The 24,147-nt window shown below is 67.7% G+C and carries 17 protein-coding genes and 3 tRNA genes; 9 read left to right on the forward strand and 11 right to left on the reverse strand.

The window, feature by feature from the left end; all coding sequences use genetic code 11:
• Positions 1–13: 13 nt before the first annotated feature.
• From PX701_RS02555 to PX701_RS02585, 7 genes are all read right to left on the reverse strand, one after another.
• Positions 14–409: a DUF6228 family protein gene (locus PX701_RS02555; RefSeq protein ID WP_275505402.1), complete on the reverse strand. Its 396-nt coding sequence runs from the start codon at positions 407–409 to the stop codon at positions 14–16.
• Between the two features lie 64 nt (positions 410–473).
• Positions 474–2,132, reverse strand: a complete 1,659-nt coding sequence (locus PX701_RS02560; RefSeq protein WP_338029102.1) for an ATP-dependent DNA helicase — start codon at positions 2,130–2,132, stop codon at positions 474–476.
• Positions 2,096–3,079 (reverse strand): MobF family relaxase, encoded by a 984-nt coding sequence (gene mobF / locus PX701_RS02565; RefSeq protein WP_275505403.1) that lies wholly within the window; start codon positions 3,077–3,079, stop codon positions 2,096–2,098. The genes PX701_RS02560 and mobF overlap by 37 nt, the downstream gene beginning before the upstream one ends.
• A gap of 430 nt (positions 3,080–3,509) precedes the next feature.
• Positions 3,510–5,489, reverse strand: coding sequence for an SIR2 family protein (locus PX701_RS02570; RefSeq protein WP_275505404.1), 1,980 nt, complete (start codon positions 5,487–5,489; stop codon positions 3,510–3,512).
• 276 nt (positions 5,490–5,765) lie between these two features.
• Positions 5,766–9,320, reverse strand: a complete 3,555-nt coding sequence (locus tag PX701_RS02575; RefSeq protein WP_275505405.1) for an SIR2 family protein — start codon at positions 9,318–9,320, stop codon at positions 5,766–5,768.
• Between the two features lie 165 nt (positions 9,321–9,485).
• Positions 9,486–11,459: a hypothetical protein gene (locus tag PX701_RS02580; RefSeq protein ID WP_275505406.1), complete on the reverse strand. Its 1,974-nt coding sequence runs from the start codon at positions 11,457–11,459 to the stop codon at positions 9,486–9,488.
• Between the two features lie 231 nt (positions 11,460–11,690).
• On the reverse strand, positions 11,691–12,404 hold the full coding sequence (locus PX701_RS02585; RefSeq protein ID WP_275505407.1) for a hypothetical protein: 714 nt from the start codon (positions 12,402–12,404) through the stop codon (positions 11,691–11,693).
• Between the two features lie 138 nt (positions 12,405–12,542).
• On the opposite strand from PX701_RS02585, the gene PX701_RS02590 reads away from it, so the two are divergent.
• Both PX701_RS02590 and PX701_RS02595 read left to right on the forward strand, forming a co-directional pair.
• Complete coding sequence (locus PX701_RS02590; RefSeq protein ID WP_127794348.1) at positions 12,543–12,740, forward strand: XRE family transcriptional regulator; 198 nt, start codon at positions 12,543–12,545, stop codon at positions 12,738–12,740.
• Positions 12,740–13,969, forward strand: coding sequence for a tyrosine-type recombinase/integrase (locus PX701_RS02595; RefSeq protein WP_275505408.1), 1,230 nt, complete (start codon positions 12,740–12,742; stop codon positions 13,967–13,969). Before PX701_RS02590 ends, PX701_RS02595 begins: the two co-directional genes overlap by 1 nt.
• 37 nt (positions 13,970–14,006) lie before the next feature.
• On the opposite strand, the gene PX701_RS02600 is transcribed toward PX701_RS02595, so the two are convergent.
• The 3 genes from PX701_RS02600 to PX701_RS02610 form a co-directional block, all read right to left on the reverse strand.
• A tRNA-Phe gene (locus tag PX701_RS02600) sits at positions 14,007–14,079 on the reverse strand.
• 70 nt (positions 14,080–14,149) lie between these two features.
• Positions 14,150–14,223: transfer RNA gene (locus PX701_RS02605), tRNA-Asp, on the reverse strand.
• 52 nt (positions 14,224–14,275) lie between these two features.
• Positions 14,276–14,348: transfer RNA gene (locus PX701_RS02610), tRNA-Glu, on the reverse strand.
• Between the two features lie 269 nt (positions 14,349–14,617).
• Between PX701_RS02610 and PX701_RS02615 the strand changes: the two genes are divergently transcribed.
• The gene (locus tag PX701_RS02615) at positions 14,618–15,895 is read left to right on the forward strand and encodes a M23 family metallopeptidase (protein WP_275505409.1); all 1,278 of its coding nucleotides are present in this window, start codon (positions 14,618–14,620) and stop codon (positions 15,893–15,895) included.
• Positions 15,888–17,219 carry a C40 family peptidase gene (locus PX701_RS02620; RefSeq protein WP_275505410.1) on the forward strand — a complete coding sequence of 444 codons (1,332 nt, stop codon included), beginning with the start codon at positions 15,888–15,890 and terminating at the stop codon, positions 17,217–17,219. The genes PX701_RS02615 and PX701_RS02620 overlap by 8 nt, the downstream gene beginning before the upstream one ends.
• A gap of 118 nt (positions 17,220–17,337) precedes the next feature.
• Here the strand turns inward: PX701_RS02620 and ppa are convergent, their stop codons facing one another.
• Positions 17,338–17,823, reverse strand: a complete 486-nt coding sequence (ppa, locus tag PX701_RS02625) for an inorganic diphosphatase (RefSeq protein WP_275505411.1) — start codon at positions 17,821–17,823, stop codon at positions 17,338–17,340.
• A gap of 82 nt (positions 17,824–17,905) precedes the next feature.
• Here ppa and tilS point away from each other — a divergent pair, with 82 nt between their 5' ends.
• The 5 genes from tilS to ftsH all read left to right on the forward strand — a co-directional run bounded on the left by tilS (position 17,906) and on the right by ftsH (position 24,137).
• The gene (gene tilS, locus PX701_RS02630) at positions 17,906–18,985 is read left to right on the forward strand and encodes a tRNA lysidine(34) synthetase TilS (RefSeq protein WP_275505412.1); all 1,080 of its coding nucleotides are present in this window, start codon (positions 17,906–17,908) and stop codon (positions 18,983–18,985) included.
• Positions 18,986–19,008: 23 nt separating this feature from the next.
• Positions 19,009–19,560, forward strand: coding sequence for a hypoxanthine phosphoribosyltransferase (hpt, locus tag PX701_RS02635; protein WP_231430000.1), 552 nt, complete (start codon positions 19,009–19,011; stop codon positions 19,558–19,560).
• 41 nt (positions 19,561–19,601) lie between these two features.
• Positions 19,602–21,305, forward strand: a complete 1,704-nt coding sequence (locus tag PX701_RS02640) for an MFS transporter (RefSeq protein ID WP_275505414.1) — start codon at positions 19,602–19,604, stop codon at positions 21,303–21,305.
• A 31-nt stretch (positions 21,306–21,336) separates the two neighbouring features.
• A complete protein-coding gene (locus PX701_RS02645) occupies positions 21,337–22,053 on the forward strand; it encodes a DUF2652 domain-containing protein (RefSeq protein WP_231430002.1) in 717 nt (238 codons plus the stop codon).
• 65 nt (positions 22,054–22,118) lie between these two features.
• On the forward strand, positions 22,119–24,137 hold the full coding sequence (ftsH, locus tag PX701_RS02650; RefSeq protein WP_231430003.1) for an ATP-dependent zinc metalloprotease FtsH: 2,019 nt from the start codon (positions 22,119–22,121) through the stop codon (positions 24,135–24,137).
• The last annotated feature ends 10 nt before the right edge of the window (positions 24,138–24,147 follow it).

A 24,147-nucleotide genomic window follows, 5' to 3' on the forward strand; every position in this document is an offset into this window, starting at 1 on the left:
TGCTCGACCGCTTTCACGGAGTAAAGACCGACGCAACCGCGACCCGTGCGGCTGACAGTTCCTCGCCTGCTCCGACACTGAAATCGACTTGTGCCTTCCATCTCCAGGGTGTTTCGAGGCTCACCGAGATGGCCACGTGAGACCCCGTATGCGTGGCTGCGAGGGCAAGATCTCCTTCAAGGGAGATCCACGACTTTGTTCCCTGCCACCCGCGCCAGTGTCGCTCCAACTCGGCGAAGTACTGAACCAAGCCTCCGAAGTCCGGGTACTCGGAGATCCATCTAGTGGCGCTCAGACCATCGGCCCTTACCTGCACGAGTGCCTGCTCCGGAGCACTACCGCGCAAGCCGCCAACGCCGACCACGGACAGCCCCTCGCTTTCGCTGCCAAAGACGATGATCGGTTCCACGCGTACAGTCTCGCCTACTCGCCTTTTCTCAAAGGCTCAGTCCCGCCTCTGGCGCTCCCGTGGGTCAGGTGTCGGCCGTGAGTCCCCACACGGATTCGCGCGCGGTCGTGATGGACCGCGCGAGCCCGCGATCGGCGCGATCCCGATCCATCGCAACGACGAACTGCTCGCGCGCATCATCCGCATCCGCCGCCACGAGGTGCACGAGGTTCACGTTCCGCCCGCGCGTCATCCCTACGTACAGGCCCGCGGCACCCATCGCATCGCCCACCACCGTGTGCGACACGTCAACCGTCATGCCCTGCACCCCGTGGGCCGTCGCGGCGTACGCGAGATGCGTGTGCTCAGCGACGTACTCGATTGGCAGCCGAACCGATCGCGGCCGATGGCCGGCGGCGCGCTCCGTCGCCCACACCGCCCCGTCCTCGCCCACGCTCCGAACGACCCACACCTGTCGATTCGCCACCCGCACGCCCGAGTCGTTCCGCCGAGTCTGAATCACATCGCCGCGCCCGATGCTCAATCCATCGCTCCCGATGACCGTGTGGCTGTCATCGACATCGCCGGCGCGCACCCGCTCCTCCCGAATCCGTGCATTCAACTCGCGCGCCTCGTCGTTCGTCGCAACCGTCATCGCGCAACCCTCGCGCCACTCGCGCGCAAGCGCCTCGAGCTGCGCATCCGGGCTCTCATGAATCTCCACGAGCCCGAGTGCGCAGAGCCGATCGAAGACCGCCTCCGGATGATCCCCGCGCCGCATCTGCACGGTGAGTGCGGCGTACTCGGGGTCGACGAATCGGTGCACGGCCGTCATCTGATGCACGCGGGGGAGCAGCTGCGCGGCCAGGTCGAGCACGCCGCCGCGGCCGACCGCGGCGAGCTGCGCACGGTCGCCGACGAGCGCGACGCTGGCGAGATGCTCGGCGGCAACGGTCAGCAGCGCAAGCGCGGTGTCCTGGTCGAGCATGCCCGCCTCGTCGACGACGATCCGCTCACCGGGAGCGAGCCGAGCCGATGCCGCGGGGCCGGCGTACGGTGCATCCGTGTCGGGGTCGTGGTCGCCGATGGCGAGCCGCGTCCACACGCCGTCGCGATTCCACCGCCACCCGTGCTCGTGCACGAGCTTGGCGACGCTGTCGGCCGCGACCCCGAGCTCCTGATGCGCAACGTCGGCCGCCTTCTTGGTCGGGGTGACCACACGGGTCTTGCGACCCTGCATTGCCGCCGCCTTGATCGCGGCGGCGAGCATCGTCGTCTTGCCCGCGCCGGCTGCACCCTCCACGACGACGAGCGATTGAGCGGATGCCACGGCGGCAGCCGCGCGCGTCTGTGCGGGGTCGAGTCGGAGTCGCTGTGCAATGCGCGACAGGTCCGGCGTGCGTACCTGCGGCCGCTCGGCACGCGCCGTGAGCAGATCGCGCAGCCGGGTCTCGGCCGCGATGACGTGCAGGCTCGTGAGGTACGCGACGTGCTCAGGATGCGGCCCACCGGGCGGCAGCACCGACAGGGAGCCCTCCTTCGCGAGCTCCGTGGCGAGCGTGATGAACTCGCGCAGCGGTATCGGGTCGGCACGCACGCCGGCCTCGGTCACGAGGCGCGATACGTGCTCCTGGATGTCGTGCACCGTCCACGTCGACGCGGCGGCTGCGCAGCGATCGAGGGCGCGGGACGCGACATCCTGCACGCTCAGCTCATCGAGCGCGACGGCCCGTTGCGCCCGCACGCGTCCGAGATCAGGTCGATAGCCGGATGCCTCGAGCTGGCGCCGCCACGCTTCCTCGCTGCCGAGCTCGGTCGGCTTCTTGTGCGGCCGCTCGTGATCCCACGCATCGCGGTCAGTCGCGACATCGCGGCGGGTCCGGGTTCTTGGTTCGGATGCTCCGCACGCCAGTCCTTCTCGAAGCGTGCCAGGTTGCGCGCAACCTGCTCGGCACGCTTACTCATCGCCGCGCTGAACGGCTGCAGTTCGGTGACCTCGGCCGTCACCGGATCGTGCGTGAGGCCATGCGCATCGAGCGCGGCCGCCAGCAGCGGGTGCGCCGCGATCACGGCCGCGCCGAGCGCGCGGATCGCGCCTTGCTGCCGGAACAGCGCTGCAGTGTCGAGACCTCGCCACACGGCATCCGCCCACACGCGCGTGCCGATCTGGAAGTGGATGTGCCGGTGCGGATCGCCCGCCCGCGAGGTCTTATGCGAGACCGCGACCGTCTCGAGCTGCTCGATCGGCACCACCCGCTGCGCCCCGCGCGGGCCGACCCGCGTGACCGAGTGCTGGCCGAGCCAGACGCGGATCTCGGCGACCGCATCGCGCTGCGCCGCATCGAGAGCAGCGGATACCTCGGGATGAAGCGCCGCGGCGATCGACAGCGACTTCGGCGCGTTCACGACCATCTCGGCGAACCGCGGCGATCCATGGCGAGCATCGCCGGCGTGGCGGGCCGTGCCCATCGACTCGCCGGTGAGGGGGTTGATCCAGTCGACCCACTGGGCGTACTGGTCGGCGGTGAGCGCGCCCTCGCCGATCAGGTCGCCTTTGCCGTCGACGACGGAGAACTCGGCCAGCGCCGTGCCGCCCTCGAGGTAGTGGTCGTCGGCGCGGGAGCGATCTGACTCGAGGTATCGGCGCGCGTCGGCCCCGGAACCCCGGTACAGGATCACTCCACCTCGCATCGCCTTCCTCCGAGCTAGCTCAGGTTCTTGCAACTACCTACGGTAGCATACGTCCATTCTCCAATGCTGGTGATTGCTCGCGAGGCGGACGGTGCATCGAGTACGGCTTCATGAGAAGGAGGCCTTAGGGGCGCACGCGTTGATCAGCGACCGAACGACTGCGGAAGGGCCCTTCCCTCAGACGATGTGGATGGCGTAGCCGCCGAAGTCATCGGACACGCGTTGGGCGCGGGAAATGGAGTCTTCGCGTTTCCGCTTTGCGTCCGCCGGCGCCCCGTTGCCGGGCGGCGCGGTGGACTTGTCGAACCGCCCGGTCGAGGCTGGATCGGATGCCTCGGAGGAACGCGTCGGGCTCGGCTGGGTTCGCCACGCTAATTTGACCGATGCGGACGCGAAGAAGCAAGTACAACAAGGATCCCGTGCCAAGCGGTCAACGTCCCAGGGCGAGTTCTGACGGTGCCAGCCCTGAATCAAGCCACATCTGCATGGGGACGGTCCCGCTCGAGCCCGCGACGCGTTCCCAAGCCAGGGCACGTCCGCGCGCTCCCGCTGCGATTCCGGTCGCACGCACGGCGGCCGCAAGCACCTCAGGATTCGAATCGACCCCGAAGGCGACGAGCGGGTGCCGCTCCTGCGCGCTCAGGATCTCGTCAGCGAGTTTCATCGCGACAGGGCTTTGCCACCCCTCGTCTCCGCGATGGTCTGCCGTGAGCAAGTGCGGTCGCCCGACGGCAGTGGAGTTGGACAGAACGTTCCAGGCGGTTTGGACATTGGAGTGTGCAACTACCTGCTTGGTTCGGGCCGCATCGACTTCGTGCTGAGCTCCGCGCATTTGCGCCATCGTGGTTGCGCTGTCCAACTCGTCGGTAGCTTCCCTTAGAGCCGCGTACGAGTGGTGGAACCCGCCAGTCCTGCGCGCGACCGCGGCGATTCGGATCACCTCGAACTGCTGCCATGCGTCGTCGAGAGCTTCAGCTCCGAGCCCGAGTGCCTCACGAAGCGTCGGCTGCAGCACCGAGTGGGCACGGGCTGCTGATGACGGCAGACCACACGTGAACTCGGGATCGAGCACCTTGGCCAAGAGATTCTGCCCAGTCGAGTGTGGGTCGGGCAGAGAAACCTGCAGCAGCTTGGCGAGCAGGTTGTATCGTCGCGCAGCGACGGCGCTGACGCCGGCGGCATAGAACAACATCGAGCCGGCCACGAGCGGGAGGTCCAATAGCCTGGTGATCCCGCCCCCCGGCGCGCGCCGTCCGAACCGTTCGAGCTCCTCCAGCCACCAACGATCAGTCGCTGAATCGCCCCAGTACGCGAGCGTGGCAACCAGGGCAGTTGGTACCCGACAGGCTTCCTCGATCCGCTCGACCATGGCTTCATACCCGCCGTAGCGGTCGTCGTCCTGGTGATCGGGCAAGTGGAAATCGTCGTGCTCACCCAACCGAGAGAGTTCCGCCCGCAGAACATCATGCAGACGGATCGCGACCTGGCCGCCCGCAAGCTCTCGTTTCGCGTTCTCCACAGCAACTGGAATCGTCAGAGGGTGCCGGGCTCGGCGCGAGGCCATCGCCTCGACCGCGTCGGCCAACTTGCCGAACCCGTCATCGGCGTCGGTCGGCAGGAGCAGGCCCTTCTTCAGCGTCCGAAGCTCGACAGCCGTCGTGGACTGGTCCCATGGTTCGATCCACGTCATCGACAACCGCCCCGAGAAGTCCCTAGCGATAGCCTCCCGCAATGCCGGATCGTACGTCGATGACCACCCAGCGATGATCAAGCCGTACTCCTCAAGCACCCGAGTGAGCAGCTTCGCGGTAGCTGGATGGTATGCCTCGAGCTCAGTAAGCGTGTTCAGCATCGAAGTCGGATTTAGGTAGTCGCCATGAAGATGGATAATGCAGCACTCAAGCGAGTGGAGCGGAGACATACCCTCGATATCGGAGGGGCAAGCGATCACCGTCGGTTCGATGCCGAGGTCGCGAACCGCTTTTTCAACCAGGCGGTCGAAGTTCAGGGTGACGATCACGCGGACAGCACCGGCCTGAATCATGCGCGCGATGGCTCGATGCGCAGCGGTCGGCCCCACCTTGCCATCGCGAACATCTCTCTCCGCGGGTTCAAAGTACCCGCGCAGCAGGCGTTGACGCTCCATCGGGGTCGGCGCCAACCTCTCGAGCAAGGTCTCATACCGTGCAGGCACCCCATAGGTGGTTTCGAACCACTCAACGGGCATGTCGGGCTCTTCACCTGCGAGTTGCGCAATCCTGCTCGTGAGATCCTCCAGCACACCCCAGGCGGTCGGGATCCCACTCGGCGCAGAAACGCCAGCCCCGAGGAGCAAGGCGTACGCTCCGGGATTGGCCTGAACCGAGAACGCCAACATCAGCAGCGCATCATCCTCATCGCGGTAACCCATATGGCAACGCTAGTCAAGACAGCAGACACAAAAGCGAGACCGGCACGCCACGAGTGAGTAGGTGACGATCGCGCGTGCTGGAGAAGCTCGCATAGGTCGCACTTCGCGGAGGGCGGCTGCGCCCTACCGCTCTTAGCAAACTTTCCGCGGTCCGCGTCTTGGCTATGTCAACTCGCTTGAGGACCACCAAGACGGCTTGACCCAGGACCACCGTCCTGACCGGGCCGGGTGCCGCGTCGCTGGCTTTGTACCGCTCATGTACTTCCTCAATGTGTCCTAGACATCCCGTTCGTCCAGGAGACCCTTCGCCCGCAAGGCGCCGACGAGCGGACCAACGACCTCATCGCCGAGTTCCGATCGGAGCGCATCTACGAGCCGACGAACTCGGTAGGAAAGGGTGAATCCGCTTGGGGCCGTATTCCTCGCGCGAGCTGCAAAGAAGTCGATCAGCGCTGGCCCGTGGGCGGCGAGCACTCCTGCCGGAAAGTCGGCAATCATGGGATGCTCACCAAAGCCAGGGGCACGCCCGTGAAACAGAGCAATGCCGTCTGGGATGGCGGTATCGAGATACGGGACTGCGTCGGCCCAGCACGCGAGCTCTTCTGTCGTTGCGATGCGCGGGACGCCGTTGAGTCGATCTTGGACGTGATCGTGCAACCATTGCTCCCAAACTGCCGCGCCGTCGACGCGATCAGCGCCGAGGAATCGGATGGTCGCCTCGGCGAAGCGCTCCGCATACGCTCCGTTCTCCGAAAGCACGCTTCGGTCAAGGAGCAGCTGACGCTCCTGGTCGGTGATGCCCGCAAACGAGACGACCGACGCGACGACGCCGAAGAACTGCTGCCGGATCATCTCGTCAGTGATGCTCCCGAGTTGATCCCACTCAGTCACCATTGCGTCCAGGAGACCCGCGGAGAGCAATCTGTCGTTGTATCGCGGGTGGTGCAGGAACGCGTTCCAGACGAGCCTGGCGCTGTCGTCATCGTTGAAGAGCGGGAGAAGGTGCGCGGTGGTAAAGTCTGCGTCTGCCGCAAAGAGGAAGAACAACTGGCTCGCGAGCGCGGGACGTGTTGCGTCAAGGGCATGCGGTGGGCCATCGAGCAGTTGAATCACCGACTCTCGCTCCTCCTCGTTGAGGCCCGACCAATCGTCTCGGTTTAGCCGCCAACGCCGATCGACTTCGGTCAGCCAGTAGAGGGCAAGGCTGCCGGGCCACGAGTTGAGGTACAAGGGTGCTATCGACATCACGTCAGTGCCCTCGGCGTGACTGAACTCACTACCGTGCGCCAGCCAGAGGGCCCGCGCCATAGCGCGCATGCCCTTCAGCGAGTCGTCTTCTGCATCGTCAACTCGCATCCGTATCTGTTCAAGCAAAAAACGCCCAATCTGATGCGCAGCCTCAGCGTCTGACACAAGCGTGCTTGCTCTTTCGACAGCAACGGGCGCTGAGGATCCCAGGTCGGCTTTCGTCCATCCAGCGACAATGGCTCGAAGCATGTCAGCCCTTCGCGGCTGGTCCGTGACCTGCGCGAGCACTTCGTTCCACAGTCCGTCACCAATCGACGCGTCGTTCTCAACGGCCTGCGTGAGCAAAGACAGCACGTCGTCCCAGTCCGGCTCGTCGAACGCACGCTCGGAGAAGTCCCTCGCGAGCATGTCTGCGAGCGCCGTCGGGGCATCGGCGCGGATAGCCGCCGTGAACTCTGACGGCTCCATAGGCAGTTGACCACCCCATGTACCTGATGACATCCATGTGTCGAAGTCGGGGTGCTCTCGTGGAGCGAAATCCTTGTTCGCTTGCTGTAGGGCCTCAAGAGCAGTCGCTGCCTCCACCCACGCCGGCGCGTGAGTCACCAGCCACACAAGCAAGTTGTACTTGCCGTACTCGATGTGGCGATCCCGATCAGGAGTCTCCGCCGGAAAGTCCGGCCCAAGGAGTACGGTCTGAAGCACCCGCTCTCGGATCTCGCTGGAGGCACCGTCAACGCTCGCAGCGAGAACGGCATATGTTTCATGTTTCAAGCCGTTCTCGTACAGATCGCTTCGGTCCAGCAGCCATTCGAGCTTCGTGTTCGCGTCGAGATTCGGATCGGTCGCCGTCAGATGTAGGGCAATTCGCTGAAAGAGTAGACGTCTGGTTGCCCACCACATCGCGGGCAAATCCCATTGCGTTCCACGCGCTCGAACGCCGAAGTCGCGTAGCGCATCGATGATTGCGTCGATCGGTTCGCGGATCTCATCCTGGTGATGCGGTTCGATTGCCGACCGACTGAACGAAAGTCCGTCCCGGCCGGATTCCCCACGATAGGAATCCAGTAGGTCATACGCTGCGGTCAATGCTTCCTCGAGGGCAAGACCAAGCGAGCGGTCCCCAGGCTGTGCCGCTTGGACTGCGGCCGACAATTGAGGGGTCAGCGAATACTCCTCGCCGTTCCACTTGACGTCGGCGTCAGGCAATGCAGTTGGCGCCTCGGGCTCCTCTACGAACCATCGTCGCTTCAGGACTAGGAACGGGCGGACGGCGAACCGAAGCACGGACACTCTTCGCGGGTCGGCGCCAGGAGCGAATGGAAGCAGCATGTCCGAGCGTGCGGGCGCAGTAAACCCGTGCACCGAAGTCGCAAGAAGGGCACGCCACCGATGTCCTGCCGTCGGGTCTGCTCGCGCCAGCTCCTCAACGGCGAAACTGGCCGTGGTGAACAACGGTTCCGCGAACGTTTGACCGAGGCGTTGCACAGTCTGAAGCGCGGCACCGTGCAGCCCGGGGACAGCGAGGAACGAACGGCTGAACCAGTTCGCGAGGACAGCGGAGGCGTCGCCCACTTCTCCGGATTCGAAGAGCTGCTTGAACCCCGCGAAACTCTCTAGCCAGCGAAGCCATTCGAGCTTCAGCTCGATCGACACTGATTCGGTCGCCTTCGCAAAGTCGACGGTGCCCTCGCGGCAACTCAGCCGTTCGACCAAATAGTCGCGATCCACTGGAGTGAGGGCGGTACCCGCGGAAACGATCTCCTGGACACGGGCACCATGTTCGATCTGTCCCATCCGAGCGCGGACATCCCACGCCTCGAGGGCTTGGACCAGCGCACCATGGTCGTGCCCCGTGACTGGATAGGCCACGGGCTGGACGCCGAGTCGTTTCCATTTGACGTCATGCGCGCTGTCAGCGCTGGTGAAGACGAAACGGGGCGTTCCAGAAGGCAGACCAAGAGCGAGATAACGCATGATCGGATCGTCATGGCTGTAACCAACAAAGACGACCGTGAACCGTTGGAACATAGGCAACAGAAACCGCGTTGCCCACGCAGCGGTCAGGTAAGCGCGGCCGAAATCCTGGTCAGTGAGGACGAGCTCACGCGGATGTCTAGTCACAGAGCCGTGGAGGTGAACAAGCCCTTCGAAGTCATCCCCGAGAGGGAGCGCGGGTCCGATCCACTTGTCCGCTATCGCGATACCCTCTCCGGCGGCCGCGGAGGCGAGATGGTCATCGAAGTTGGTCGTGACGACCCTCAAGGACCCTGTCGCGGAAGCCAGCCGGATCAGAGCTCTGTGCGTCGAGTTCGGCATGGAGCCGCCCGTCGTGATGATGTCTCGAGTATGAGCGTGAGTATCGAAGTCATCCGGCATCGATCCGAGGAAGTAGTCGATCGCGATGGCGTCGTCGTATGGGACGCGAGCAAGGTCGGCGAGCTTCTGGGCGAGTGCCCCGAACAGCGGAAGATCCGAAGGCGGGGCGACGCTTGCTCCTGCGCCAACGAAGAACACGAGGCGCCCCTCCGCCTGTGCGGCCAGTACCCCATCGGGCAGTTCAACGTCACCGGTAATCCACATCAGGCGATCAAGGCCTCACTATTCGCAAAGAGCTCCGCGTCCTGGTCACCGCGCGTCCTGTCTACCCCCGCCCCACGAGGCGACTCCAAGGAACTCTGGAGCTTCGATATCGCTACCCGCACATCCCACACTCTCGGCATATCACGGTAGCTCCTGACGATAGCCTCATGCTGCGCGCGCTCGAGTTGCATCGGCTGCCTCGCCCGAGTGCAGTGCGAAGTCGTCTTGGATCTTCAGCAGGAGTGCGAGCATCAGTCGGAGCAATTGCATGTACGCCTCCCGGTGAGCCTTCTCGTCGCGAGCGTTGGGATTCGTGCCGTGCAGGTATCTGTTACGCAGGTCATGTCCGTCGGTGAACTCGCTCTTGTTGAGGACGAAGTTGAAGTAGCTCGCCTCGGCTGGGCTGAGCAGAGTTGAACTGAAATCGAGCCACCCCTTTCCAGCCAGATCTTCAGCGGCCGCCACTTCTCGCTGGTAGTGCCCGAAGGGGGCCGTCTCATACGTGTTGATGTCCCTCAGGACAAGGATCTTCGGCAGGGACCTGAAGCCGACGGTGCCGTCGTCGACCGATACGAGGTCAGCTGAAACAAGCCAGTCGACGGGCCCTGTTTGATAGTGGTGCAGGTCTTCGTAATTGACGTGGTTATCCAGGACCAGCCGCACGAAGCTTGGCGCGCGGAGGTCGCTATTGATGAAGTTGATTCTCGCCTGATCGCTGAAGAGTAGTCGCAGGGCGGTGTCGCAGTCTTCGTTCACGCCCTTGAGTAAGTACTTTCGCTTGACGAGACTCGGGATCTTCTCCCAGGGGCGCGGCGCGGATGTCATCTCGAGCAGCTCCCGGTCGATCTCGCCGTCTTCGCAGTAGAGGGTGAACTGCTTGGCGATGCTTTCCATCTCCGCGCAGAGGTGCCGGCATCGTTCGAGGAAGGTTCCGCTCGCGGTCGAGGGCGCGAAATCAAAGCCCGTGATCCCGAAAACCTCGGTGATGTAGTCGCGAAAGTACCAGGCGATGACATCCTCGACCTTGGTCCCCTCCCTTAGCAGGAAGTCGTAGTAGGCCTCGGTGGCGAGGATCGTCAAGCTATCGCGGTGTCTGTACGCGGCCCCTCGCGGGTACGTGTCCTTTCCCGTTACCCGAAGTCCTTCCAACACGCCGATCTCGCTACGGAACGAAGGCAACGCCAGGAGTCCTCGCTCGTGCATGTATCCGATGATCGTTGTGAAGTTCGCCAGAACCTGGTCCCGACCCATCGACGACTTCAGGTACCGGCCGCCGAATGTGCGCTGATGAAGCCACCTGGCACCGGCGCGTTCAACCCGATCCCGCAGCGGTTCCTCTTGATCCGGGTCAATCCCAACCGCGTAACTGATGCCTCTGACCACGTTCGATCTGTCAGAGATGAGCGCTTGGGTGAGCTCGATCACGCGCCGCTGTGCCGCGAGCCTCACCTTCGGGGTGAGTCCGATGCCAGCGTTGTCGTGCGCATTCGCGATGGCTTCGATGTAATTGAGATGTGGCGATTCGCTCTCGATGTAGCTGTTGAGAATCTGATGCGAATCGTCAGCGCTCAGGCTCTCCGGCAAGAAGCTCGCGCTCGACCCGCTCCGCAGCAAGTGAGCGTTCACCAGGAGCTCGCCGTACCTGGCATCGGAGAGCAGCATCGTTCGGAGTCGCCCGTCGTGCCCCTTCACGAACGATTTGTCCGCGAGCATCGCCCATAGCGGTACGCCTGCGCTAACGAGCGCATCGAATAGCCGTTGCCCGCCCACGTTCCTAGCAATCTTGAATCTGTTGATCAACTGGAGCAGATCATGCACGTACTCGCGGTCGAAACCCGCCAACCGCTCAGCGACGTTCGTGTCGTCGATCGTCGCGAAGAAGCCAGCAAGCTGTCCACGGAGAGCTGTCGCCCGCGACGCGAGCGTCGCACGTTCCTCCGGGGTGAGAGCACTCGGGAGGATATCGTGCCTCTCGAACTCAAGCGCGTTGTGGATCTCGAGAGCCTCGTTGAGGGAAGCGATCCTCCCAGCCCCCGGCTGCGCCCTGAGCAAGGCCAAGGCTTCCTCTGCGATCGCATAGTTCGCGAGATCGTCCGGACCGTAGAACTTGATCCGATCGCGTGGGGCAGGTTCTTCCATGAGCCGAGGTTATCGGCCGCGTCTCACAGGCGGGTCCTTGGCCTTGCCTCGATCGCATCCGCCTCGGTTGTGCGATGTGTCGCTTCGCCTGCCTCGCCCGGTGAAGACCGCCTAGAGGAGCGCAAACTGCAACGGTGGGCCCATCCGGTAGCGGCGATCAGGTGGGTCGGCGGGCGCCAATCTGATTTGCCTCGTCTCGGATTTGCCGCTGAATTTGGGGGCCTCCGATAGTTAACCCGCGCGCCCGCGCCGCCCTGGTGGTAGCAGCCCGCGATCGCGGGCCTTCGTGATCCAGCCCTGAGCGGTAGAGAGAGCGACGCCGTTGAGTTCCGCCATCGTCGTGCTCGGGTTCGCGTCGCCCTGTTGGGTGAGGCGGCCGTGCTGCAGGGCGACCAGCTCGTAGAAGTCGGGCACCTTCTTCGGGTCGCCGAGCGGGTTGAGCAGGTCACGCTCGCTGACCTTGTGGCCTGAGGGCAGCACGATCTTGCCGCCGGTGATCGTCTCGGTGCGCTTCATCGCGAAGAGGCGCTTGTTGATCGCGGCCTCGATGCGGGCGGTCGGCAGCTCGCGGAGGAGTTGGCTCGTGATCGGTTGGCCGCCCCGCCAAGGAAGGTAGATGACGCCGGTGATGCGCACTTCCTCCGGTACTGCGAACGTCTGGCGCTGCAGGCGGATCATGACGCGTGTGTGCGTCGCAATGTGTTCGATGTATCGCCAGCGGCCGTCGATCGTCTCGTTCTGGTCGGACACGGCAACGCGGTACTGCTCGGGCTCCGCGGTGAGCCATCGGTCGTAGCCGAGCAGCTCGTCGATCTCGAGCGACGGGTCGTCACCGCGGTCGCCCGGGAAGCGGAGGTGCAGGTGCCAGCCCTCGGGGAGGTCGTCGGCGACGAGGAGTCCGTCTCGCGACTGGTCCGTCCACTGGAAGGGCTCGGGTTGGTCCATGGCACGAGTCTAGCCACACAACTCAGGTACTTGCCGAAACCCGCGACTGGTGGTAATCTCAGGTACTTGCAAATAGCCGCGCGTGGGTCGGCATGCACGAGATGCCAGCCGGCGGCCGATGAGTCGAGGGGGAGCGTCATGGCCGACACCGCGTGGAGGGTCGAGTACCTGAGCCGAGTCGAGGCGGCCGAGCGGTGTCGCATCCCGGTCTCGAGCTTCGACAAGCTGCGCCACGACGGACTCATCCCCGAGCCCGACGCCCGCATGGGCAAGCACCTGCTCTGGAGCGCCGACACGATCGACGAGCTGCTCGCGCGGGGTGGAACGGAACACTGATGGCCGGGCGGCCGACGAGAGACACCCCGTCGCGGGTCGATCCGCGCACGGGTCGGCCGCTGCCCGAGGGCATCCGTTGGCGCGCCGACCGTCAGCGCTACCAGATCCGTGTCGTCGGCCCGAGCGTCGATGGCGGTGCCGCCGAACGCTCTCGCACCTTCCTCACCCTCGCCGAGGCGAAGCGCGAGCTGGCGAAGATGGTCGCCGGCCGCAACCCGAACGGGTCGATGACGCTCGACCAGTGGTACGACAAGTACTGGCCCGCGATCGAGTCGTCCATCCGCCCGGCGACGGCCCGTAGCTACGGCGTGGCCTGGCGTCTCCGCGTGAAGCCGAGCCTCGGTCGGCATCGGCTCGACGAGATCACCTCACCGATGATCGAGTCGGCGATGGTCGCGTGGTCGGGCGGGGCATCCGCCAAGAACGATGCGCTCGCGGTGCTCTCCCGCCTGCTCGACGGCGCCCGCCGCTCCCGCTTCATCGACTACAACCCGGCCCGCGAGGTGAAGCGGCCGAGCATGCGCGAGTCGATCTCGCCGGTATCGCGTGCGCTCACGCTCGAGCAGATCGGCACGCTGCTCGGCCTCATTCCCGACGGCGTCTACCGCCGCTACTTCGCCGCGCTCGTCTACACGGGTATGCGCGCGGGGGAGGCGACCGCGCTGCGCGTCGGCGACGTCGACTTCGGGCGCGGCGTCATCCGCGTCAGCCGCTCGCTGAGCCCGGGCATGCGCGGCGAGCTCATCGAGCAGTCGCCGAAGAGTCACAAGTCACGGGATGTCCCGCTGATCGACGCGCTGCGTCCTTACGCCGAGGCCGCTGCGCGCGGCAAGCGGGGGAGCGACCTGCTCTTCGACGGACCCGACGGCGGGCGGCTCACGAATCACAATGCCCGCCGCGCGGTGAACTGGGAGCAGCTGCGTGAGGCGATCGGCCGGCCCGACCTGCGCATCCATGACCTGCGGCACACGTTCGCGACGATCCTGTTCGACGCCGGCGCCAGCGCACCCGACGTGCAGGCGACGCTCGGGCACTCGAGCCTGCAGGTGACGGAGCGCTATTCGCGGGCCCGCGAAGGCGTCGCGCTCCGTGCCGGCGCGGCACTGAACGACGCACTCAAGAGCGCGGCCGGCGAACCAACGAACCGAACCAGACGGCGGGCCCCGGCCGACCTTAATGGCACATTAATGGCACAGCCTCACCGGCGGCCCCGCGGAATGACCCGCTGACACGAAAAAACCCCCGGTAAACCGGGGGTTTTGACTGTGGCTCCGACCGGCATCGATCCGGTGACCTTTCGATTTTCAGTCGAACGCTCTACCAACTGAGCTACAGAGCCTCGAGGTGCGAAAGCATCTCGATAAGGAGAAAGCCCCTTCTCTCGTAAGGGAAAGGGCTTGTCGCCTGAGCGACCCTGACGGGACTTGAACCCGCGACCTCCGCCGTGACAGGGCGGCACGCTAACCAACTGCGCCACAGGGCCTCGTAGTGAGAAATCTCACCGAGACTGTTCAATTGTACTTGCCATTTTTCAGTGACCCCAACGGGATTCGAACCCGTGCTGCCGCCGTGAAAGGGCGGTGTCCTAGGCCACTAAACGATGGGGCCGGAGGTCTTGCCTGGGGCATGACCGCCGACAAGCAAGCATACGTGCTGATTCGCGAGAGTGCAAAACGAGCGGCGGGATGCCTCGCGGCGGCCTGGTTCGCCGGGTTCACGGGTGCCCGTGGACGAGTTGGGGGAGCGCCGAGGCATCCGTGGACATGCCCCTGAAATCCCCGGATTCGGCTTCGCCCGTGCCTATCGTGAAGGCTGCCACTGCCTGCATTCGAGAGCGAGGAGCGCGGGGAACCCGAGGCCCGCGTGGACGGGGAACCATGGACCGCACCACACCACGTACGAACGCCGTGCGACGACTACTGGCCGGCGCCCTGCTCGTCTCGGTCGCCGTCGTCGGAGCGGTGGCGTCACCGCAGGCCGCCTTCGCCGCCGACTATCCCACGTGGGACGAGGTCGAGCAGGCGAAGGCCGACACCGCTGCCGGCGCCGCGGCGGTCGAGGAGATCGAGGGCCTCATCGGGCAGCTCGAGGTGAACGTGGCCGAGACGAGGGCCGAGGCCGAACGCCGCACCGACGACCTCATGGTCGCGCAGCAGAAGTACGACGACGCGGTGACGAAGGCCGCGCGCATCCAGGCCGAGGCCGACGCCTCGGCGAAGGAGGCCGCCGACGCCGAGCGCAACGCCGGTCAGGTCGCCGCGCAGCTGTATCGCAGCGGCGCGGGCGACCTCAGCGTCAACCTGTTCCTCGAGGCCGGCGACGCGAAGTCGACCGACGCGCTGCTCTCGAAGCTCGGCAGCATGAACCAGATGGTCGAGCGCTCCAGCGAGGTGTACAGCCTCGCGCAGGAGAAGCAGAACGCGGCGGCGGCGCTCGGCGACCAGGCCGAGGTCGCCAAGGCCGAGCGCGAGAAGCTGCGCATCGCCGCCGAGGAGGCGCTGCGCGCCGCGCAGGAGGCGCAGGCGCAGGCCGAGGCCGCGCTCGCCGAGTCGCAGGCGAAGAAGACCGAGCTCGAGGCGCAGCTCAAGTTCCTGAAGGACGCCGAGGCGAAGACGACCGCCGCGTACGAAGAGGGCGAGCGCAAGCGCAAGGAAGAAGAGGAGCGCCGCCGCAAGGAGGAGGAGCGCCGCCGTCGCGAGGCGATCGAGAACGGCAGCGCCGGCGGGGTCGCAACGTCGGGCTGGGCGCTCCCGGCCTCGGGTTGGATCTCGGGCGGCTACGGTCCCCGCGAGGTCATCTGCGAGAACGGGTACTGCTCGAACTCCTTCCACTACGCGACCGATCTCGCCACCGGGTGCTGGTCGCCGATCTACGCGGCCAACAGCGGCGTCGTGACGTACGCCGGCTGGTCGGGCAGCTACGGCAACTTCGTGAAGATCGACCACGGGGGCGGCATCTCGACCGGGTACGCGCACATCGTCGACGGCGGCCTGCTCGTCGGCTACGGCCAGTGGGTGTCGGCGGGGCAGCAGATCGCCTGGACCGGCACGACCGGCGCGTCCACGGGCTGCCACCTCCACTTCGAGGTGTACGACGGATGGAACCGCATCGATCCCGTGCCGTTCATGGCCGCGAGGGGCGTCTACCTTGGCTGAGCAGCGCACCGGTCCCATCTCGCGGGGTTCGGCGGCGGCCTTCTCGGCGGCGGTCGCCGTCGGCGCGGTGACGGCGTCGGTCGGACTGGTCGGGTCGCCGGCGGCGGCCGAGCCCGACTACCCGACCTGGGGCGAGATCGAAGCAGCCAAGCAGAACGAGTCGGCGAAGCTCGCCGAGATCGACCGGCTCGGCGGGCTCATCGCCGGGCTGCAGCAGACGGCGGATGCCGCGGTCGAGGTCTCGATGAAGGCCGACGAGGCCTACCGCCAGGCGATCGACGCGCGCGACACCGCCCTCGCACGCGAGCAGTCGCTCGGCCGCCAGGCCGACGAGGCCGAGGCGGTCGCCGAGATCTCGAAGATGCGCGCCGGGCTCATCGCCGCGCACCTCGCCCGTTCGGGCGGCGGCGATCTCACGAGCGAGCTCATGTTCGCCCCCGACCGCGCCGACGACCTGCTGCACCAGCTCGGCACGGCCGCGAAGCTCGGCGAGCAGGCACAGGGGCTCTACGAGCAGGCGCGAGCCGACCGCAACTCGGCCGCCTCGCTGCGCGAGCAGGCCGAGCAGGCCGCCGACGAGCGCGAGCGGCTCGCGGAGGTCGCCGAGACGCGCGCCGATGAGGCCCGTGCGGCCGCCGACGCGGCGACCGCCGCCGTGGCCGAGGCGGAGCAGCAGTCGGTCCAGCTCTACGCCCAGCTCGCGTCGCTCAAGGACACGACCGCCGAGCTCGAGCGTGAGCGCGTCGAGGGGCAGGCCCGGGAGGCGGCCCAGGCCGCGCTCGAGGAGCAGGAGCGCCGGGAACGCGAGGAGCGTGAGCGCGAGCAGCGCGAGCAGGACGCTCGCGACGACGCCGCAGCGGGGAACGGCGGCACTGGTGGCGGCAGCGCCCCGGCTCCGGCCCCGCCGCCCAGGCCCGCCCCGCCGCCGCCGCCGGCTCCGGCACCGCCGAATCGCAGCGCCGTCGAGTCGGCGATCTGGTTCGCGAGCCAGCAGCTCGGCGAACGCTACGTGCTCGGCGGCGCCGGCCCCGACGTGTGGGACTGCTCGGGCCTCACCAAGGGCGCCTACGCGTACGCGGGCATCGGCATCGGCACGCACTCGGCGACGAACCAGTACTACACGCTCGCCGCGCGCGGCAAGGCGGTGCCGCTCGGCAGCATCGAGCGCGGTGACCTGCTCTTCTGGGGCTCGGGCGGCGACTACTACCACGTGGCGATCTACCTCGGCGGCGGTCGCATCCTCGAGGCGCCGCGCGAGGGCGTGCCCGTGCGCGAGTACTTCATCTGGGGGAGCCCCTCGGCGGCCGCCCGCCCGGCGGGCTGAGGCTTCGAGGGTCGCTGCGCTCCTCCTCGACCCGGTGGGCATGCGAAAGGGGGCGAGCCGCACGGCTCGCCCCCTTTCGCCGCCCGGATGCCGCGAGGCATCCCGAAGTTTCGACCGGTCAGTGACCGGGGAACGCCTCGATCGCCTTCTGGATGAGCACCTCGGCCTCGGCCGCGTTCGCCCAGCCCTCGGTCTTGACCCACTTGCCGGGCTCGAGGTCCTTGTAGTGCTCGAAGAAGTGCTCGATCTCCTTGCGCGTGAACTCGGGGATCGAGTCGACGTCCTGGATGTGGTTCCAGCGCGGGTCGCCCGCGGGCACCGCGATGACCTTCGCGTCGCCGCCGCCGTCGTCGGTCATGTGGAAGACGCCGACCGGGCGCACCTTGACGCCGACACCCGGGAAGAGCGGGTACTCGAGCAGCACGAGCACGTCGAGCGGGTCGCCGTCGTCGCCGAGGGTGTTCTCGAAGAAGCCGTAGTCGGTCGGGTAGACGAACCCGGTGTAGAGCACGCGGTCGAGGAAGACCCGGCCGGTCTCGTGGTCGACCTCGTACTTGTTGCGGCTCCCCTTGGGGATCTCGATGACGGCGTTGTACTCGCCCATATGGCTCTCCTTGCGATGGAAGTCTGCGCTGTTGCGACAGCATGGCCGGGCGCTCGGCGCGCGGCGGAATAAGGTTACCCCGATGCCTTCAGACCAGCACATGGATGCCTCCGGCCCGCGTCGCCCGCGACTGACCCCGCCGATCGCCGACGTGCGGCGCGCGGTGCGCGCCGTTCTGGGTGGGGGCGCGCCGCCGCAGGCGCCGCGCCCCGAGACCACGACCGGGCAGTCGCTCGTGCTCGTCGCGCTCTCCGGGGGCGCCGACTCGCTCGCGCTCGCCGCGGCCACCGCGTTCGAGGCGCCCCGCGCGGGCCGGCGGGCGGGCGCCGTGATCGTCGACCACGGCCTCCAGCCGGGGTCCGGGGATGTCGCGGAGCGCGCCGCTCGCGCCGCTCGCGAGCTCGGGCTCGACCCGGTCGTCGTGCGCCGGGTCGACGTCACAGCGGGCGCCGGCCCCGAGGCATCCGCCCGTGACGCGCGCTACGCCGCGCTCGACGAGGTCGCCCGCGAGACGGGTGCGGCGCTCGTGCTGCTCGGCCACACGCTCGACGACCAGGCCGAGACCGTGCTGCTCGGCCTCGCCCGCGGGTCGGGGGCGGCGAGCCTGTCGGGCATGGCGCCCGTGACGGGGCGGTACGCGCGGCCGCTGCTCGGCATCCGCCGGGCGACGACGCGTCGGGCCTGCCTCGACGCCGGGCTCGAACCGTGGGACGATCCGCACAACCTCGACCCCGCGTACGCCCGGGTGCGGGTGCGCGAGCAGGTGCTGCCCGTGCTCGAGCGAGAACTCGGCCCCGGCATCGCCGAGGCCCTCGCGCGCACGGCCGAGCAGCTGCGCGAGGACGAGGCGGCGTTCGCCGAGCAGATCGAGGAGTTCATCGAGGAGATCTGCGAACCCGCCGAGGCGGGCATCGCCGTCTCGGCGGCCGCGCTCGGCGCGAACCCGGCGGCGCTGCGGCAGCGCATCATCCGGCACGTGGTCGCGAGCGAGTTCGGGGTGTCGCTCAGCCGGGCGCAGACGCTCGAGGTCGCGCGGCTCGTCACCGACTGGCACGGCCAGGGACCGATCGACCTGCCCGGGGGAGCGCTCGCCACCCGGGCCGGCGGCCATGTGGTCTTCTCCACGACGGGGTCGACCGAGATCATTCCACACGATCACTGAACCGCGATCGCTAGGATCGACGCATGGATGCGCGCGAGATTCAGGCCGACCTCACCGAGACCCTCGTCACCGAAGCCGAGATCCACGCGAAACTCGCCGAACTCGCCCGCCGCATCGAGGCCGACTACGACGGCAAGGACCTGCTGCTCGTCGGCGTGCTGAAGGGCGCCGTCATGGTCATGGCCGACCTGGCGCGCGAGCTGCGGCCGCACCTCAGCATGGACTGGATGGCCGTCTCGTCGTACGGCGCCGGCACCCAGTCGTCGGGCGTCGTGCGCATCCTGAAGGACCTCGACACCGACCTCACCGGCCGGCACGTGCTCATCGTCGAGGACATCATCGACTCGGGGCTCACGCTCAGCTGGCTGCTCGAGAACCTGCGCTCGCGCGGCGCGGCCTCGGTCGAGATCTGCGCCCTGCTGCGCAAGCCCGACGCGGCCAAGGTCGAGGTCGACGTCAGGTACCTCGGCTTCGACATCCCGAACCAGTTCGTCGTCGGCTACGGGCTCGACTACGCAGAGCGCTACCGCAACCTGCGCGACGTCGCGATCCTCGCCCCGCACGTCTACAGCTGACGGCACTCGACCGCCGGTCGGCCAGGCCCTAGGGTCGTGCCATGGGCGAGCAAGTGCGCCGAAGCCGACTGCGCGACGCCGCCGCCGCCTTCGCGTCGAACGCGCGCAACCCGAATCTCCGGCGTGCCCAGCTGAGCTTCCTCGGTGCATGGACCGCCGAATGGGCGTTCACCGTCGCCCTCGGCATCGTCGCGTACCGCGACGGCGGCGCGGCGGCCCTCGGACTCGTCGGGCTGCTGCGGATGGTGCCGTCGGCGATCTTCGCCCCGCTCCTGTCGCCGATCGCCGACCGAGGGCGGCGCGAACGCGTCCTCATCCTCGTCTCGACCGTGCGCGGCGCCGCGACGGCCGCCGCCGCGGTCGTCGTCGCCGTCGCGGGCCCGACGGCGGTCGTCTACGCGCTCGCCGTCGTGTCGACCGTCGCCGCCACGCTCTATCGGCCCGCGCACTCGGCCCTTCTTCCCTCGCTCTGCAGCACCGGGTACGAACTCGCGAGCGCGAACATGGTGCGCGGGCTGCTCGACTCGGCGGCGACGCTCGTCGGCCCGCTGGTGGCCGCGGTTCTCCTGCAGTTCACCGGGGTCGACGTCGTCTTCGTGGTCGCCGCCGCCGCCTCGTTCGCGGCGGCCGGCCTGCTCGTCGGGCTCCGCTACGAGGCACCGCCGCGACCGGCGGCGCCGAAGCGGCGCAGCCTCGCCGCCGAGGTGGTCGAGGGCGTTCGGGCCGCGACCTCGAACCGCGATCTGCTGCTGATCCTCGGGCTCGCGTCGGCGCAGGCGCTCACCCGGGGCGCGCTCACCGTGCTCTCGGTCGTGGTCGCGATCGAACTGCTCGGCACGGGCGAGCCGGGCGTCGGCGCCCTGATGACGGCCGTCGGGGTCGGCGCGGTGCTCGGTTCGCTCGGCGCCTCGCTGCTCGTCGGCTCGCGGCGCCTCGGCGCGTGGTTCGCGGTCGGGGTCGCGCTCTGGGGGCTGCCGCTGGCGCTCGTCGGACTCGTGCCGCAGCAGTCGGCGGCGCTCGGCCTGCTCGCCTTCATCGGCGTCGGCAACGCCCTGATCGACGTCGCCGGCTTCACGCTCATCGGCAGGCTCGCGCCCGACGAGGTGCTCGCCCGCGTGTTCGGCGTGCTCGAGAGCCTCGTCGCCGTCTTCATCGGCATCGGCGCCGTCGTCGCCTCGACGCTCATCGACCTGACGGGCGTGCAGGCGACGCTCATCTCGGTCGGGCTCGTCTGCCCGCTGCTCGCCCTCGCCGCCTGGCGGCGCCTCCGCGGGCTCGACCGCACCGTCGACGTGCTCGACGGCGATGTCTCGCTGCTGCGCCGCGTGCCGATGTTCCGCACGCTGCCCCTGCCGGCCGTGGAGCAGCTCGCCCGCGGGCTCGAGCCGGTCGCCGTCGCCGACGGCGACCCGGTCTTCCGCCAGGGCGATCCGGCCGACCGGTACTACCTGATCGAAGACGGTGCGGCCGACGTCGTCGGCGACGGCCGGGTCGTGGCGTCGCTCGGCCCCGGCGAGGGGTTCGGCGAGATCGCGCTCCTCCGGCGCAGCCGACGCACCGCCACCGTCGTGGCGGTCGGCGCGCTCCGGCTTCGCGCGCTCACCTCGGATCGATTCCTCCCCGTCGTGCTCGGCTACACGCCCAGCGCCCGCCGGGCTGCGGCCGACGCCGACGACCTGCTCGAGCGGTTCGAGCCGCGCGAGCCGTTCGACGATCCGCCCGCGACCCCCGATTCGCGGGGTTGATGCCGCCCCGGATCGATGACAGCCTGTCGACATGGAGTCCGGCCGGGCGGTACTGCTGATCGCCGACATCGGGGGCTACACCGACTACATGAGCTCACATCGGTTCAGCCTCGCGCACGCCGAGGTGAACACCGCGCGCATGCTCGACAAGATGATCGACGCCGCACCCGGCTACGACCTCATCGAGATCGAGGGCGATGCCGCGTTCCTCTCGCGCCCCGCAGGCGGCCGCGACCCCGAATCCGAGGTCGCCGGGGTCCTGCAGGTCGCGGTCGCCATGCACCGGGCCTTCCACCTCGAGCGCCAGAACGTCGCGGCGAACCTCTGCCCGTGCGCGGGCTGCAAGGAGGCCGCCGAGCTCAAGCTCAAGTTCGTCGCGCACGTCGGGGATGTCGCGACCCAGACCATCCGCGACCGGGTCAAGCTCGTCGGCATCGACGTCATCCACGTGCATCGCATGCTCAAGAACCCCGTCGCCATCTCGGAGTACGTGCTGCTCTCCGACGAGCTCCACCGCGGCGGCGGGAGCGCCCTGCCCGCGGCGGTGCACGAGATCTCGCAGGAGCTCGAGGGCATCGGCACGGTGCGCGCGTACTTCGTCGACGTCGGCGACCTCGACGGCGAGCTCCCGCCGCTGCCGGGGCCATCCGTCCGAGGGCGCCTCGGGCGCACCTTCGCGGCCGCCGGTCTCGGCATGCCGTACCTGCTGGGCCTGCGCCGGAGCCGGCGCGCGACCGCCGCAGGCTGAGCGCTGCGCGCTTTCAGCGAACAGGCAGCCGCCGCCCAGTGGGGCCGAGGTAGCCTTGCAAGATCATGAACATGAAGAAGGTCTTCCGCGGGCCGATCATCTACATCCTGCTCGCGATCGTCGCCGTGTGGATCGGTTCGAGCCTGATCACGGCGTCCGGGTTCAAAGAGGTGTCCACGCAGAAGGGCCTCGAGCTGCTGAGCGACGGCAAGGTCGCCGCCGTGAAGATCGTCGACGGCGAGAACCGGGTCGACCTCACCCTCGCCAAAGAAGACGAGAAGCTCGGCAAGCAGGTGCAGTTCTACTACGTGACGCCGCGCGGCACCGACATCGTCAATGCGGTCGACGATGCGAACCCGAAGGACGGCTACAACGACGAGGTGCCGCAGCCGAACTGGTTCATGTCGATGCTCGGCATCCTGCTGCCGCTCCTCCTGATCGGCGTCTTCTTCTGGATCATGCTGTCGGGCATGCAGGGCGGCGGCAACCGCGTCATGCAGTTCGGCAAGTCGAAGGCGAAGCTCGTCTCGAAGGAGAGCCCGAAGGTCACGTTCGCCGACGTCGCGGGCGCCGACGAGGCCATCGAGGAGCTGCAGGAGATCAAGGACTTCCTGAAGGAGCCGGCGAAGTTCCAGGCCGTCGGGGCGCGCATCCCGAAGGGCGTGCTGCTCTACGGCCCTCCCGGCACCGGCAAGACGCTGCTCGCGCGCGCCGTCGCGGGCGAGGCGGGCGTGCCGTTCTACTCGATCTCGGGTTCCGACTTCGTCGAGATGTTCGTCGGCGTCGGCGCGAGCCGCGTGCGCGACCTGTTCGACCAGGCGAAGCAGAATGCCCCCGCCATCATCTTCGTCGACGAGATCGACGCGGTCGGCCGCCACCGAGGCGCCGGCATGGGCGGCGGGCACGACGAGCGCGAGCAGACGCTCAACCAGCTGCTCGTCGAGATGGACGGCTTCGACCCCAAGACGAACGTCATCATGATCGCGGCGACGAACCGCCCCGACATCCTCGACCCGGCGCTGCTGCGCCCCGGCCGCTTCGACCGCCAGATCGGCGTCGACGCGCCCGACATGAAGGGCCGCCAGCGCATCCTCGAGGTGCACTCGATGGGCAAGCCGCTCGCGAAGGGCGTCGACCTCGAGGTGCTCGCGCGCAAGACCCCGGGCTTCACCGGCGCCGACCTCGCGAACGTGCTCAACGAGGCCGCCCTGCTCACCGCCCGCTCCAACGCGCAGCTCATCGACAACCGGGCCCTCGACGAGGCGGTCGACCGCGTCATCGCCGGCCCGCAGCGTCGTACCCGGGTCATGAAAGACAAGGAGAAGCTCATCACCGCGTACCACGAGGGCGGCCACGCCCTCGCCGCGGCGGCGATGAACTACACCGACCCGGTCACGAAGATCACGATCCTGCCGCGCGGCCGGGCCCTCGGCTACACGATGGTCATGCCGCTCGAAGACAAGTACTCGGTGACCCGCAACGAGCTGCTCGACCAGCTGACGTACGCCATGGGCGGTCGCGTCGCGGAGGAGATCGTCTTCCACGACCCCTCGACCGGCGCCTCGAACGACATCGAGAAGGCGACCGCGACCGCACGCAAGATGGTCACCGAGTACGGCATGTCGGCCAACGTCGGCGCCGTGAAGCTCGGCCAGTCGTCGGGCGAGATGTTCCTCGGCCGCGACATGGGGCACCAGCGCGACTACTCCGAGGGCATCGCCGAGAAGGTCGACGCCGAGGTGCGCACCCTCATCGAGCAGGCGCACGACGAGGCGTGGCAGGTGCTCAACGACAACCGCGACATCCTCGACAAGCTGGCCGCCGAGCTGCTCGAGCACGAGACGCTCGACCACAACCAGATCGCCGAGATCTTCAAGGACGTCAAGAAGCTGCCCGAGCGCCCGCTCTGGCTCTCGAGCGACAACCGCCCGGTGAGCGACCTCCCGCCGATCAGCTTCCCGACCGAGAAGCTGCCGATCGACTCGGGTGCCGTCGACGGCGGCGTCGACTCGGGCGGGGCCCCGAGCGAGGAGCCGGCCGCCGCGCGCGCGCCGCGCTCGAACCCCCGGCCCGCCACCGCGTAGGCCGAGACCG

The organism is Agromyces chromiiresistens, from assembly GCF_029167465.1.
Classification (GTDB): domain Bacteria; phylum Actinomycetota; class Actinomycetes; order Actinomycetales; family Microbacteriaceae; genus Agromyces; species Agromyces chromiiresistens.